The sequence below is a fragment of the Frigoribacterium sp. VKM Ac-2530 genome (genome assembly GCF_015350835.1).
Taxonomy (GTDB): domain Bacteria; phylum Actinomycetota; class Actinomycetes; order Actinomycetales; family Microbacteriaceae; genus Frigoribacterium.
Window position 1 is genome coordinate 520,033 of the sequence record NZ_JADKSE010000002.1, and the last position, 13,773, is coordinate 533,805.

The 13,773-nt window shown below is 74.2% G+C and carries 13 protein-coding genes; 4 read left to right on the forward strand and 9 right to left on the reverse strand.

Features of this window, described 5'->3' with window-relative positions:
* Positions 1 to 59: 59 nt before the first annotated feature.
* Complete coding sequence (locus ITJ48_RS11295) at positions 60 to 314, reverse strand: glutaredoxin domain-containing protein (protein ID WP_123547970.1); 255 nt, start codon at positions 312 to 314, stop codon at positions 60 to 62.
* Positions 315 to 403: 89 nt separating this feature from the next.
* Positions 404 to 943, reverse strand: coding sequence for a 2-oxo-4-hydroxy-4-carboxy-5-ureidoimidazoline decarboxylase (locus ITJ48_RS11300; protein ID WP_194613749.1), 540 nt, complete (start codon positions 941 to 943; stop codon positions 404 to 406).
* Positions 944 to 1,043: 100 nt separating this feature from the next.
* Here ITJ48_RS11300 and ITJ48_RS11305 point away from each other — a divergent pair, with 100 nt between their 5' ends.
* Positions 1,044 to 1,922, forward strand: a complete 879-nt coding sequence (locus tag ITJ48_RS11305) for a carbon-nitrogen hydrolase family protein (RefSeq protein WP_194613750.1) — start codon at positions 1,044 to 1,046, stop codon at positions 1,920 to 1,922.
* 48 nt (positions 1,923 to 1,970) lie between these two features.
* On the forward strand, positions 1,971 to 3,281 hold the full coding sequence (locus tag ITJ48_RS11310) for an amidohydrolase (RefSeq protein ID WP_194613751.1): 1,311 nt from the start codon (positions 1,971 to 1,973) through the stop codon (positions 3,279 to 3,281).
* Between the two features lie 78 nt (positions 3,282 to 3,359).
* On the opposite strand, the gene ITJ48_RS11315 is transcribed toward ITJ48_RS11310, so the two are convergent.
* The 5 genes from ITJ48_RS11315 to ITJ48_RS11335 form a co-directional block, all read right to left on the reverse strand.
* A complete protein-coding gene (locus tag ITJ48_RS11315; RefSeq protein WP_370544895.1) occupies positions 3,360 to 4,460 on the reverse strand; it encodes a BMP family protein in 1,101 nt (366 codons plus the stop codon).
* 132 nt (positions 4,461 to 4,592) lie between these two features.
* Positions 4,593 to 5,300, reverse strand: a complete 708-nt coding sequence (locus ITJ48_RS11320; RefSeq protein ID WP_194614444.1) for a response regulator transcription factor — start codon at positions 5,298 to 5,300, stop codon at positions 4,593 to 4,595.
* Positions 5,297 to 6,661, reverse strand: a complete 1,365-nt coding sequence (locus ITJ48_RS11325) for a histidine kinase (RefSeq protein ID WP_194613752.1) — start codon at positions 6,659 to 6,661, stop codon at positions 5,297 to 5,299. Before ITJ48_RS11325 ends, ITJ48_RS11320 begins: the two co-directional genes overlap by 4 nt.
* A gap of 70 nt (positions 6,662 to 6,731) precedes the next feature.
* Positions 6,732 to 9,407 (reverse strand): phosphoenolpyruvate carboxylase, encoded by a 2,676-nt coding sequence (locus ITJ48_RS11330; protein ID WP_194613753.1) that lies wholly within the window; start codon positions 9,405 to 9,407, stop codon positions 6,732 to 6,734.
* A gap of 88 nt (positions 9,408 to 9,495) precedes the next feature.
* Entirely contained in the window at positions 9,496 to 9,882 is a 387-nt protein-coding gene (locus ITJ48_RS11335; protein ID WP_194613754.1) for a hypothetical protein, read from the reverse strand.
* 142 nt (positions 9,883 to 10,024) lie between these two features.
* Between ITJ48_RS11335 and ITJ48_RS11340 the strand changes: the two genes are divergently transcribed.
* Positions 10,025 to 10,600 (forward strand): GrpB family protein, encoded by a 576-nt coding sequence (locus ITJ48_RS11340; RefSeq protein WP_370544896.1) that lies wholly within the window; start codon positions 10,025 to 10,027, stop codon positions 10,598 to 10,600.
* A 43-nt stretch (positions 10,601 to 10,643) separates the two neighbouring features.
* On the opposite strand, the gene ITJ48_RS11345 is transcribed toward ITJ48_RS11340, so the two are convergent.
* Positions 10,644 to 11,357: an NUDIX domain-containing protein gene (locus ITJ48_RS11345; RefSeq protein ID WP_194613756.1), complete on the reverse strand. Its 714-nt coding sequence runs from the start codon at positions 11,355 to 11,357 to the stop codon at positions 10,644 to 10,646.
* Between the two features lie 80 nt (positions 11,358 to 11,437).
* Here ITJ48_RS11345 and ITJ48_RS11350 point away from each other — a divergent pair, with 80 nt between their 5' ends.
* Positions 11,438 to 12,076, forward strand: coding sequence for an NAD(P)H-dependent oxidoreductase (locus tag ITJ48_RS11350; RefSeq protein WP_194613757.1), 639 nt, complete (start codon positions 11,438 to 11,440; stop codon positions 12,074 to 12,076).
* Between the two features lie 116 nt (positions 12,077 to 12,192).
* Here ITJ48_RS11350 and ITJ48_RS11355 read toward each other — a convergent pair whose 3' ends face one another.
* Positions 12,193 to 13,671, reverse strand: coding sequence for a cation:dicarboxylate symporter family transporter (locus ITJ48_RS11355; RefSeq protein ID WP_194613758.1), 1,479 nt, complete (start codon positions 13,669 to 13,671; stop codon positions 12,193 to 12,195).
* Positions 13,672 to 13,773: the final 102 nt, after the last annotated feature.

Below are 13,773 nucleotides of genomic sequence, written 5' to 3' on the forward strand. Positions count from 1 at the left end.
GCGTGGCGCGCCGAGGCCCGCCGCGCCTCAGCCGGTCGGTCGAGGCCGGACGGTCGAGGTCAGTCGAGGGGGAGCTTCGCGGAGAGCTCGGCGTCGGACGGCTCGACGAGGTGGCTGCCGTCGGGGAACACGACCACGGGGATCTGCGTGCGGCCGCTGATCGCGAACGCGCGGTCGGCCCCGTCGTCGACCGACTCGAGGTCGACGTAGTCGTAGGCCACGCCCTCGCGGTCGAGCAGCGCCTTCGAGCGGCGGCAGTCACGGCACCACTCGGCGCCGAACATGAGGATGCGGTCGGGGGCTGCGTCGGACATGCGCCCATCGTACGCTCGGCCTCCTCGGGGCCCCGTCCGAGTCGCGTCGCACCGTGCGCGGCCGATGCGAGCGGGTCAGGCGAGCGGGGTCAGGCGAGCGGCCGCACCGGCGACGCCGTCTCGGTGCCACGACCCGTCTCGGCCGTGCGGGACGCGAAGACCTGGCGGAGGCGGACGACGGCGATCTCGACCAGCTGGGCCCCCACCTCCTGCTTCTCGGCCTCGTCGTCGAGCCTGAGCCGGCGGTCGAGCTCGGCGACGACCTCGTCGCGGCTGCGCCCGGCGGTGCGGATGACGAAGGCACGGCCGAAGCGCTCCTCGTACACCGCGCCTCCCTCGGCCAGGGCCTTGACGAGCTGCGGGTCGTCGGTTTCGTGGGAGGCACGCTCCTCGCGGCGCCCGTACTCGTCGGCGCCCGCGTCGCCCGTGGCTGGCTCGGCGACGAGGTCGTGCTGCTCGAGCGCCTGGTCGACCTCGGCGGACGTGAGCGACCCGGCGCGGCGTGCGACGGCGATCAGGGCGTCGACGTCGTCGAAGGGCGCCTGACCGGCCACCTCGTCGACCCAGCGCGGCACGGACAGGGCGGTGGCCAGCCGCTCGCGCAGCTCGCCTTCGGGGACGTCGATCATGCCGTGAACTGTATCCGGCGGCGGCCCGCCCGGCCCCGCGCGGCTGGTGCGCAGCCGGCCCCGGCCTCGGCGCGGCGGCGCGCGTGGCTAGGTTGGGCGCATGCGCATCGCCCTCGCCCAGATCTGGAGCACCCGTGATCCGGCCCGCAACCTCGGCGAGGTCGAGCGGGCAGCCGAGGAGGCGGCAGCCGAGGGAGCCGAGCTGGTCGTGTTCCCCGAGGCGGCCATGACCGCGTTCGGCTCCGACCTCGCCGCGGCGGCCGAGCCGCTCGACGGCCCCTGGGCCTCCGCCGTGCTCGGCCTCGCCGGGAGGCTCGACGTCACGATCGTCGTCGGCACGTTCACCCCGGGGCAGGACGGAACGGTGCGGAACACGCTGCTCGTGGCCGGCCCGGGCGGCGAGCTGGCCGCGAGCTACGACAAGGTGCACCTCTTCGACGCGTTCGGCCACGCGGAGTCCGACTCGGTCGAGGGCGGCGACGAGGCCGTCACCGTGGCCGTCGGGGGCGGGGGCGGCGCCGTCGTGGGCCTGGCCACCTGCTACGACGTGCGGTTCCCCGCGCTGTTCCTCGCGAACGCCGCGTCGGGCGCCCAGGTCAGCGTGGTCGCCGCGTCGTGGGGCGACGGGCCCGGCAAGGTCGACCAGTGGCAGCTGCTGACCCGTGCGCGCGCCGCCGACAGCACGACCATCGTCGTGGCCGTCGGGCAGGCCGACCCCGCGGCGGTCGCGGCGGCGGCCAGGGCCTCCGGCGACGCCGAGACCGAGCGCGAGGCGACGGCCGCGGCGGCGAGCGCGTCGCCGACCGGCGTCGGGCACAGCCTCGTCGCCTCGCCGTTCGGCGCCGTGGTCGCCGAGCTCGGTGCCGAGCCGGGGCTCCTCGTCGTCGACCTCGACCTGGACGAGGTCGCGGCGGCACGGCGCACCCTGCCGGTGCTGGCGAACCAGCGCTTCGTGGTCGCGGACCGTCCGCGGGGCTGACGCCGCACCTCCTCGTGGGGTGTCGGTCGGCGGGCCTACGGTGGGGCCATGACTCGTTCGCAGCAGCCCCCGTCCGTCGTCGTCGCGATCACGGGCGGCCGCGTGGTGCCGATCGTGGGCGAGCCGATCGAGGGCGGCACGGTGCTGATCCGCGACGGCCTGGTCGAGGCGGTGGGCGCTGCCGCCGACGTCGAGGTGCCCGCGGGCGCCCGGGTCGTCGACGCCACGGGCCGCTGGGTGCTGCCCGGCTTCGTCGAGGCCCACGGCCACGTCGGCATCAGCGAGGAGGCGAACGGGCCCGTCGGCAACGACACCAACGAGATGACCGACCCGAACACCGCCGGGGTGCGGGCGATCGACGCGATCGACATCGACGACGAGGGGTTCCGCGACGCGCTCTCGGGCGGCGTCACGAGCGTCGTCGTCAAGCCCGGCAGCGGAAACGTCATCGGCGGCCGCACGGTCGCGATCAAGACCTGGGGCAGCCGCACGATCGACGAGCAGGTGATCAAGGAGGCGGTGAGCGTCAAGTCCGCGCTCGGCGAGAACCCGAAGCGGGTCTACGGCAGCCGCGACGCGCTGCCCTCCACGCGGCTCGGCGTCGCGTTCGTGCTGCGGCAGGCCTTCGAGGACGCCCGGTTCTACGCGGCCTCACGCGCGGCGGCGGCGGTGGCGGGCGAGCCGTTCCGGCGCGACCTGCGGCTCGAGACGCTTGCCGACGTGCTCGACGGCACCCTCGTCTGGGACCAGCACGTGCACCGGCACGACGACATCGCCACGGCGATCAGGCTGTCGGAGGAGTTCGGCTACCGCCTCGTGGTCAACCACGGCACGGAGGGACACAAGCTGGCCGACGTGCTGGCCGAGAAGGGCGTCCCGGTGATCTTCGGGCCGATGCTCACCTCGCGCACCAAGGTCGAGCTGCGCGACCGGGCGATCTCGAACCTGGCCGCCCTGGCCCGTGCCGGCGTGACGGTCGCGATCACCACCGACCACCCGGTGGTGCCCATCAACTTCCTGGTGCACCAGGCGTCGTTCGCCGTGAAGGAGGGGCTCGACCCCGTCGTCGCGCTCGAGGCGCTGACGGTCAACCCGGCACGCATGCTCGGGCTCGACGACCGTGTGGGAGCACTGGCTCCCGGGCTCGACGGCGACGTCGTCGTCTGGTCGGGCGACCCGCTCGACGTGATGAGCCGCGCGGAGCACGTGCTGATCGGCGGCGTCACCGTGTACGAGTGGGACGCGGCGGCGGGTCGAGGCCGCACCGTCGAGCGGGGGGAGCGGTTCGTCGCGGCGGCTGCCGCAGCGGCCGCCGGGCGCGGCGGGCGCACCCGCGGACGGCGGGCCAGCCGGCCGTAGGCCCCGGCGGACGCGGGGCCGCCGGGCGCGGGTGCGGTGTCGGGTGTCCGGTGTCCGGTGTCCGGTGTCCGGCCGCGCCTAGGGGGCGTCGGGCGAGTCGACCGTGACCGATCCCGCGACGATCTGGTCGCGCAGGGCGTCGACCTCGGCGGCGAGGTCGGCGGGCACACTCGACTCGAGGTCGTGGAACGGCGCGAGGCCGACGCCCTCGTTCTCGAGGGTGCCGACGTACGGCTCGTTCGTGAAGCTGTCGTCGGTCGTCGACACGGCGATCTCGCGGACGGCCTGCTCGGTGTCCTTGAGCACGGAGGTCAGCAGGATCGGGCGGTACGCCTCGGGCAGGGTGTCGTACCCGTCGTTGTCGACCCAGATGACGCTGACTCCCCCGGCGTCGAGCGCGGCGGAGGCGGCGCCCTCGCCGACCTGGCCGGCGACGGGCATGATGACGTCGGCACCCTGGTCGATCAGCGCCTGGGCGACCTGCTTGCCCTTGTTGACGTCCTCGAAGTCGCCGGTGAACGAGCCGTCGCGGGCGACCGGGTCCCAGCCGATCAGCCGCACGGAGGCGCCGTGCGCGGCGTTGTAGGCATCGACGCCCTGCGCGAAGCCGTCCATGAAGAGGGTCACGGGCGGCTGGTTGCCACCGCCGAAGGTGCCCACCGCGCCGGTCTTCGACACGCCCGCCGCGAGGTAGCCCGCGAGGTACGAGGCCTGCGCCGTGTCGAACAGGATCGGCTTGACGTTGTCGCCCTCGACGGTCTCGTCGACGATGGCGAAGTCGACGTCGGGGTTGGCCGCGGCCTGCTCCTGGGTGGCGGCGGCCAGCTCGTAGCCGACGGTCAGGACGAAGCCGCAGCCGGACTCGACGGCCTGGGTGACGTTCGGCGCCAGGTCGGTCTCGGAGGTCGAGACGAGCACCTGCGCGGCGACGCCGTCGGCTTCGGCGGCCTGCAGCCCGGCCCAGCTCGACTGGTTGAACGAGCGGTCCTCGAGGCCGCCGGAGTTGGTCACCATCCGGGCGCAGTGCGTCGAGGCCGTCGCGGCGCCCCCGTCGTCCGACGGTGCCGACGCGCACCCGGACAGCAGGACCAGCCCGGCCAGGCCGGCGGCGGCGCCGAGGAGGCGCGGGCGGGCGGAGCGGGACGCGACACGGACGGGCACGACAGCACGGACAGACACGACGGATGACCTCCTGGACGGCGAGCGGACGCTGCTCTGCCGATGATCATGACACCTCGCCCGGGCCGGCACCGGGTCGTGACCGTGCGCGGGCACAGGCGGTGTCGAATCGTGACCTGGGGAGGAGCGGCGTCAGTCCTCGGGGAGCCCCGCCGCCCGCGCCAGCAGCGCGAGCTGCACCCGGCCGTCGACGCCGAGCTTGTCGTAGGCGTGGCCGAGGTGGGTCTTCACCGTCGCGACGCTGACGTACAGCTCGGCGCCGATCTGCGCGTTCGAGCGGCCGCGCACGACCCCGCGCACGACGTCGGCCTCGCGGGCGGTGAGCAGGGCGAGACGGGACCGGGCCTCGTCGGCCGCGGCCGCCGCCTCCTCGGCGCTGCCGTCGGTCGCCTGCACGGGGACGGACGCCGTCGCGGCCCCGATCACGCGGTCGAGCACGCTCGGCGACAGGGTCGAGCGGCCCTGCGCCGCTGCGAGGACCGCCGCCACCAGCTCGGCCGGCGGCGTGTCCTTGAGCAGGAAGCCCCGGGCGCCGAGGCGCAGCGCCCCGAGCACCATGTCGTCCGCGTCGAAGGTCGTGAGCACGAGGACGGCGAGGTCGGGTCGACGCGCGAGCTCGCGCTCGGTCGCGGCGAGCCCGTCACGGCGGGGCATGCGGATGTCCATCAGGACGACGTCGGGGACGGTCTCGGCGATGACGTGCTCCGCCTCGACGCCGTCGCCGGCCTCGCCCACCACCTCGACGGACGGCTCGCCGCCGAGGATGAGGCGGAGCCCGGTCCGGACGAGTCTCTCGTCGTCGACGAGCACCACGCGGACCGGGGCGGAGGTGCGGTTCAGCGGGTCCACGGCAGCCTCGCCTCCACGACGTGGCGACCCGCGGACGAGTCGAGGATCAGGGTGCCGCCGGCGAGACGGGCTCGCTCCGCCAGACCGTCCAGGCCGTGGCCGCCGCGCAGGACACGCGCGCCAGCGGCTGCACCTGCACCCGCACCTGCACCCGCACCTGCCCGCAGGGCGCCTGCCCCCGACAGTGCCGACGACGGCGCCCCGGGACTCGACGGATACGCGGGGACGGCGCCCCTCGAGGCAGCCCCCAGGGCGTTCTCCACCCGGACGACGAGCTGGCCCCCGGGACGCCCGTCGAGCGTCACCGTCACCGGCTGCCCGGGGGCGTGCCGGCGGGCGTTCGTCAGGCACTCCTGCACGATGCGGAACGCGTGCCGGCTCGTCGTCGTGGGAGGCGCCTCCTCGGGCGGGCCGTCCGCCGCGGCAGGGTCGCCGCGGCCACCGGTCAGGGCCGCGGGGAGCGACGACTCGAGCTGGACGGCCATGCCCGCGGACCGCGCCTCGTCGAGCAGGTCGTCCAGCCCGGCCAGGGTCGGCTGGGGCGGAGCCGCCACCGCGCCGCCGTCGGGACCGGGCTCGCGGAGGACCCCGAGCACGTCCCGCAGCTCGGTCAGCGCCGTCCGGGCGTTCTCCCGGATGACGCCGGCGGTGGCCCGTGTCTCGACCGGGCCGAGGTCGTCGCGGTACTCGAGCACCCCGGCGTGCAGGGCGACGAGCGAGAGCCGGTGGGCGAGGACGTCGTGCATCTCGCGGGCGATCCGGGTGCGCTCGTGGTCGCGGGCCTGTGCCAGGCGGAGGTGCTCCTCCTCCTCGACGAGGCGGGCACGCTCGCGCAGGCTGCGCAGCAGCTCACGACGACCGCCGATGTAGAGGCCGACGACGACGATCAACGCCGTGACGACGACGACCGCGACGAGGGTCTGCCAGAGCGGGAGAACCGGCTCGGACCGGAAGTAGAGCACCTCGCCGAGCACGCTCGAGACGACGAAGGCCAGTGCCACGGGGACGATCTCGGCCGCCCGCCGACGAGTCGCGAGCGACACGAGCATCAGCGACGCGGCGCACGACGCGAACGGCGAGATGCCCGCGAGCACGACCGCCACCAGGGTGAGGACGAAGGGGGCACGGTGCCGCAGGGGCAGCATCACGAGCACGGTGAGCCCGACGATCACGTCGAGGAACACGAAGAGTCCGAACAGCGGCTCGGCGTCGCGGACGCCGGTCGGGTCGCCGAACCAGACCGCCAGCGACACGACCAGGCCGAACACGAGGGCGACGAGCAGCCGCCACGTCTCGCCCCAGGCGCGGGCCCAGCCACGGGGTCTGCCGTCGGTCACGGTCTCGGTGCTCATGCTCCGAGGGTACGGAGGGGGCGCCTCCTCGGGGATCGACCGAAGGTCGGAGGTCAGCGCCCCGGCGAGCTCAGCCCGTGTTCTGGAGGCCGGCCGCGATGCCGTTGACGGTGAGCAGCAGGAGGCGGTGGTCGGCGTCCGCGGGGTCCTTCTCGACCGAGCGGCGGATCCCCCGCAGGGCGCGCAGCTGCAGCAGCGACAGCGCGTCGACGTAGGGGCTCCGGAGGCGCACCGAGCGGCTGAGCACCGGTCGCCCCTCGAGCACGTCGCTCGACCCGCTCGTCGCGAGCACCCACTCGCGGGTCAGCGCCATCTCGGCGAGCACCCGGTCGGCGAGGTCGTCGCGCTCGGCCAGGCCGAGGTAGCGGCGGGCGATGTGGTCGTCGGTCTTCGCCAGCGACAGCTCGACGTTCTTGATCATCGTGCGGAACAACGGCCAGGCCTCGTAGGCCTCGCGCAGCACCTGCACGTCGCCGACCGCGGCGAGCGCCGAGCCGAGGCCGTACCAGCCGGCGAGGTTGATGCGGGCCTGCGTCCACGCGAAGACCCACGGGATAGCCCGGAGATCCTCGAGCGACTCGACCGAGAGGCCGCGCCGCGCGGGACGCGAGCCGAGCGCGAGCAGGCCCACCTCCTCCATCGGGGTGACCGTGGCGAACCAGGTCGCGAACCCGTCGGCCTTGACCAGGCCGAAGAAGGCGTCCCGCGAGGCCGCGTCCATGGCCGCGGCCAGCGGGGCGAAGCGCTCGGCGGAGGCGGCGTTCGCGGCGGCCGTGGACGGCGTCGACGCGTGCAGGGTGGCGGCGGCCATCTGCTCGATGTGGCGGGCGGCGATCACCTTGTTGCCGTAGTTCGCGAGGATCACCTCGCCCTGCTCGGTGATCTTGAACCGGCCCTCGACCGAGCCGGGCGGCTGGGCGCGGACGGCCTCGTGGGCCGGTCCGCCGCCGCGGCCCATCGAGCCGCCGCGGCCGTGGAACAGGGTGAGCTCGATGTCGTTGCTGCGCGCCCACTCGGCGATGCGCGCCTGCGCGTCGTAGAGGGCGAAGGTGGCGCTGACGGGGCCGACGTCCTTCGACGAGTCGGAGTAGCCGAGCATCACCTCGAGCTTGCGGCCGGTCGCGGCGAGACGACGCTGCACCGCGTCGGTCTGCAGGGCCTCGTCGAGGATGCGCGTCGACGCCTCGAGGTCGGCGAACGTCTCGAACAGCGGGATGACGTCGAGCACCGGCGCCGCCTCGGCCGAGCCGAGGGCGAGCTCGGCCAGCTCGACGACGTTCGCGAGGTCGGCCGACGACTGGGTGAACGACACGATGTACCGGGAGGCGGCACGACGTCCGAAGCGGTGCTGCAGCGAGGCGACGGTGCGGAACACGTCGAGCACCTCGACGGTCTGCGCGCTGAGCTCGCCGCCGGCCCGCGCCTCCTCGAGGGCGGTGCGGTGCACCTGCGAGTGCTGTCGCACCTCGAGCTCGGCGAGGTGGAAGCCGAACGTCTCGACCTGCCAGACGAGGTTCTGCAGCTCGCCGTTGGCCGCGCGGTGGGCGCCGGCCGCGCGGAGCGACGCCTGGACGGTGCGGAGGTCGGCGAGCAGGTCGTCGGGCCCGGCGTAGGCGAGGGCCTCGACGCCGCGGCGCGTGGCGTCGATCCGCTCGGCGACGAACAGCAGCACCCGGCGGTGCGTCTCGTTGGGCGAGCGGATGCCGATGCGCGAGGCCGTGTCGGGGTCGAGCGCGCGCTGCTGCTCGGCGAGCTCGCGGACGCCCGCGTCGGCCGGGGTGTCGGCCTCGTCGAGGGTGAGCGTGCCGCCGATCCGGCCCGCGGCACGGTGCAGGCCGAGCAGCACGTGCTCGGACGCGATCTCGGCGGCGGCGCGGGTGACCTCGGCGGTGACGTGCGGGTTGCCGTCGCGGTCGCCGCCGATCCAGCTGCTGAAGCGCATGAAGGCGGGGGCGGCCACCGGCTGACGGCCGGCCGCATCGCCGTTGAGGCGGTCGTCGAGCACGCGGTAGACGTGCGGCACGACCTCGAACAGGGTCTGGTCGAAGACGTTCATCGCGGTGCGGACCTCGTCGAGCGGGGTCGGCCGCGTGGTGCGCAGCGGCGAGGTGCGCCACAGCACGTCGATCTCCTCGAGGAGGCGACGCTCGGTCTCGAGCAGGTCGGCCGTGCTCTGGGCGGCGTCGCGCTCGTCGAGCAGGTCGCTGATGCGGCGGATGGTGCTCGCGACCGCGCGGCGGCGAGCCTCGGTGGGGTGCGCGGTGAAGACGGGCTGGAACCGCAGCGCCTGCAGACGTGCCGACGCCTCCTCGGCCCCCAGCTCCTCCACGAGCCGCTCGACCGCGGCGGGCAGCGAGTCGGCGCGCTCGCGGCGCCTGCGCAGCACGCGCACCCGGTGGTGCTCCTCGGCGAGGTTGGAGAGGTGGAAGTAGACGGTGAAGGCCCGGGCGACCTGCTCGGCGCGCTCCTGGTCGAGCTCCGCGACGATCTCGCCGGCGCGGTCGACCGGCTCGGCCGAGTCCGTCTTGCCGGCGTGGCCCGCGGTCGCGTCCTCGTAGGCGGAGATGACGGCCGCGCGCAGGCGCTCGACGTCGGCCAGCAGGTCGGGGCCGCCGGCCTCGGTGAGCACGCGCCCGAGCAGGCTGCCCAGGAAGCTCACGTCGGCGCGCAGGTCGGTGTCGACCGCCCCCCGGACGTCGTCTCGGCTGGCTCCGTCGGGTCGCTTCGCGGTGTCGGTGTCGGTCACGGGACCATCATGGACGAAACCGGGGTCGGATGACGCCGTGTTCCGGCCCGGGCAGGCAGCCGCGTTCGCCCGACGGCCCGGGCCCGCGTCAGAACCAGCGGTGCAGCAGCTGCTCGAGCACGTTCTTGGCGACGCCGACGGGGCCGCTCGCGGGCTCGCCGTCGTCCTTGCCGACCGCCCTCAGGAGCGCGGCCTGCGCCTCCTCGTAGTCCTCGGCATCGTCCTCGTCGAGGTCGGCGGGGGCGTCGCCCCTGGCCCCGGCGAGCGCCTCGAGCTGCGCGACGCTCCAGCGCATGCCGACGGGCTGCGGCGCGGACTCGATCAGCTGGTGGATCTCGAGGTCCGAGCGACGGCCCCGCGGGTCGGCCGCGGCACGGACCAGGTCGGTCAGCCCCTGCAGGCTGGCCTCCGAGCTGCGCGCGGCCTGCACGCGTCGTGCCCGGCTGCAGAGGTCGTACAGCAGTCCTTCGTCCATGGTCGCTCCCCTCGAGTGGACCTCGATCCTGGCAGGCGAGGCGGGCGCGGCGCACCTGCGACGGTCGGGCGACGGGCCGCGACCGGCCGCGACGGGCACCGCCCCACCGCGACCCGCCGCGACCGGCTGGCAGGATGACCGGGTGACCCTCCATCCCCGCCCCCGCCGCCGCCCCGACGTGACGGAGGTCGACCTCGTCGGCGGCCCCGAGGCGATCGCCGTGACGCTGCACGACCCCGACCCGCGCTGGCCCGAGCTCTACCTCGAGCACGAACGGCGCATCGTCGCGGCCCTCGCGACGACCGGCACGCAGGCCGACGTCGAGCACATCGGCTCGACCTCGGTGCCCGGCCTCGCGGCGAAGCCGATCGTCGACGTCGTCGTCGCGGTCGACGACGTCACCGCCGAGGAGGACTGGCTCGGGCCCCTGCTCGCCGCCGGGTACGTGCTGCGCGTGCGCGAGCCGGGGCACCGGCTGGTGCGCACCCCGGAGCGCGACGTGCACGTGCACGTCTACGACCGCGGCGCTCCTGCGGTGGCCGACTACCTCCTCCTGCGCGACCACCTGCGCCGCGACGACGACGACCGCGCCCTCTACGAGCGGACGAAGCGCGCCCTGCTCGCCCGCCGCTGGGACGACATGAACGACTACGCCGACGCGAAGACCGACGTCATCACGGCGATCAAGGGCCGGGCGCGGGAGGCGCGCGAGGGCTGACGGGGACGGCCCCCGCAGCGGAGCCGGACGAGGACGTGCTGCCCTAGCCGACGCCGCCCGTCGTGAGTCGGCGGAGTGCCGCCCACTGCAGCAGCATGATCGTCTTGCCGTCGACGATGCGGCCGTTGTCGACCATGGCGAGGGCCTCTGCGAAGGACAGCTCGAGCACCTCGATCTCCTCGCCCTCGTCGGCGACTCCCCCGCCGGCGCTCGTCCGGTCGACGGGGCTGTACTCGGCGGCGTAGAAGTGCACCCGCTCGGTGACCGACCCCGGGCTCATGTAGGCGTCGAACACGTGGGTCAGCACGCCGACCTCGACGCCCAGCTCCTCGCTCGCCTCGCGACGGATCGCCGTCTCCGGGTCGTCCTCGTCGAGCAGGCCGGCGGCGGCCTCGACGAGCATGCCGTCGGGGTGCCCGTTGACGTACGCGGGGAACCGGAACTGTCGGGTCAGGAGCACGGTGTCGCGATCCGGGTCGAGGAGCAGGATCGTCGCCCCGTTGCCGCGGTCGTAGGTCTCGCGCTGCTGCGTCGACCAGGTGCCGTCGCGTCCACGGACGTCGAAGGTCGTGCGCCGCAGCACGTGCCAGCCGTCGGAGGTCACCTCGACGTCGCGCACGACGACGTCGGGGTTGCCGACCAGGTCGCGACCCGTCGCGTCGAGGCCGGTGCGGCCGCGCCCGTCGGGGCGGTCCCGCTCGCCGGGCGCCGGGGGCCGCGGGGCCGTGGACGGGGTCGTGTCACGAGACGTGGTCATGGCGCTCCTCCGTGGGGCAGGTGGAGGACGTCAGTCTAGGAGGCGGCGAGCAGCCGGCCGGAGCCGGTTGACTGGGCGGCATGAAGACGCTCATCGTCACCGCCCACCCTGATCCCGACTCGCTCACGGCGGGCATCGCCGAGGAGCTCCGGGCTGCGCTCGCGCCCGGGGGCGACGCGACCGGCGACGCAGAGGTCGACGCGGCTTCCTCCGTCGAGGTCGCCGATCTCGCGGCCGAGGGCTTCGACCCGCGGTTCGGCGCGGCCGACCGGAACACCTACCGGGTCGGCGGCGAGTTCCCCGACGACGTCTCCCGCGAGCACCGCCGTCTCGACGCCGCCGACCACCTCGTCCTCGTCTTCCCGGTCTGGTGGTGGTCGATGCCGGCCCTGCTCAAGGGCTGGGTCGACCGCGTGTTCGTCAACGGCTGGGCGTTCGACGTCGGCGGGGCCGACGGCGAGGGCGGGATGCGACGCAACCTGGGCGGGCTCACCGTCCACCTCCTCCTCGTGGCCGGCGACGACGCCGGCACCTACGAGAAGCACGGCTACGAGCAGGCGCTCCAGGCGCAGGTCGGTCACGGGATCATCGACTTCGTCGGCGCCCGACGGGGTGCCACGGCGTGGGTGCACGACTCCGAGCGCGAGGACGACGCGGGCCGCCGCCTCGCCGTCGACGAGGCGGTGGCCCAGGTGGCGGCCGCGGTGCGGCGAGCCTGAGTCGCGAACACCCCGGAGCGGACGATGCACCCCGTCATCTCGGGGTGCATCGTCCGCTCCGGGGTGCTCCGCCGGGGAGTGACGACGCGGAGCGCCGACGAGGCGCGTCGCCCAGGTCAGCGGCGCGAGACCCGCTCGTCGCCGCCGACGATCGTCCGCACGGTGTCGGTCGAGATGCGGTCGTCGCGCGTCGGTCCCGTGGCCTCGACCGCCGCCTCCTCGGCACCGGCTCCCGTGGCGGCCGCGTGGGCCGCGTCGCCGTGGCCGTCGGCGCTCATCGTCGACTCGTCGAAGGGCGACCGGCCGCCGAGCACGCGCTCGACCTGGTCCGTGTCGACCTCGCGGGTCCAGGTGCCGACGAGCAGCGTCGCGACCGCGTTGCCGGTGAAGTTCGTGAGGGCGCGCGCCTCCGACATGAAGCGGTCGATGCCGACGATCACGCCGACGCCGTCGACCAGGTCCGGGCGGTGCGCCTGGAGGCCTCCGGCGAGGGTGGCGATGCCGGCTCCGGTGACGCCCGCGGCGCCCTTCGAGGCGATCATCATGAAGAGCAGCAGCGACAGCTGTTCCCCCACGCTCAGCGGCGTGCCCATCGCGTTGGCGATGAAGAGCGACGCCATCGTCAGGTAGATGGCGGTGCCGTCGAGGTTGAACGAGTAGCCGGTGGGCACCGTGATGCCGACGACGGGCTTCGAGACGCCGAGGTGCTCCATCTTCGCGATGAGGCGGGGCAGGGCGACCTCGCTCGACGAGGTCGACACGATCAGCAGGTACTCGCGGCCGAGGTAGCGCATCACCCGGAAGATGTTGATGCCCGTGACGAGCTTCAGCACCGTGCCGAGCACGCCGGCGACGAACACGATGCAGGTGACGTAGAACGCGACCATCAGGGTCGCCAGGGCGACGATCGCCGCGACGCCGGTCTCGCCGACGACGGCCGCGATGGCGCCGAACGCGCCGATCGGGGCGACCCACATGATCATCGCGAGGATGCGGAACACCAGCACCTGCAGGTTGCGGACCCCCTCGAGGATCGTCGCGCCGCGCGCGCCCATCCGCTGCAGCGCGAAGCCGACGAGCAGGGCGACGAAGAGCGTCTGCAGGATCGAGCCGCTGGTCAGCGACGACACGAGGGTCTCGGGGATGATGCCGAGCAGGAAGCCCGCGGTGCCGCCCGCCTCCTCGCTCACCGGTGCCTCGTAGCCGGTGCTGCCGACCATCAGGCCCTCGCCCGGGTGGATCAGGTTGCCGACGACGAGGCCGATCGCCAGGGCGAAGGTCGACATCGCGATGAAGTAGCCGAGCGCGAGTCCGCCGACCTTGCCGACCGTCGCCGCCTTCGCGATCGAGCCGACGCCGAGCACGATCGTGCAGAAGATCACCGGCGCGATCATCATCGAGATCAGCGACACGAACGCGGTGCCGATCGGCTTGAGCTGCACCGCGACGTCGGGCGCCGTCAGGCCGACGAGGATGCCGGCCCCGACCGCGACGATCACGGCGATGTACAGCCAGTGCGACTTCTCGATCCGTCGGAGGCGCGCGAGGGGCGAACGGTGGATCGTGTCGTCTCGGGGGGAGGGCGTCGTTGCCATCGGTGGTCCTCTGCTCGTGACCGGGACGACGTCGTCGCCGGTCGGCGGGGTGGATCGGGCCAGCATGACCTCGGTGCACCCGGGGGACGAGCTTGCGTTCAT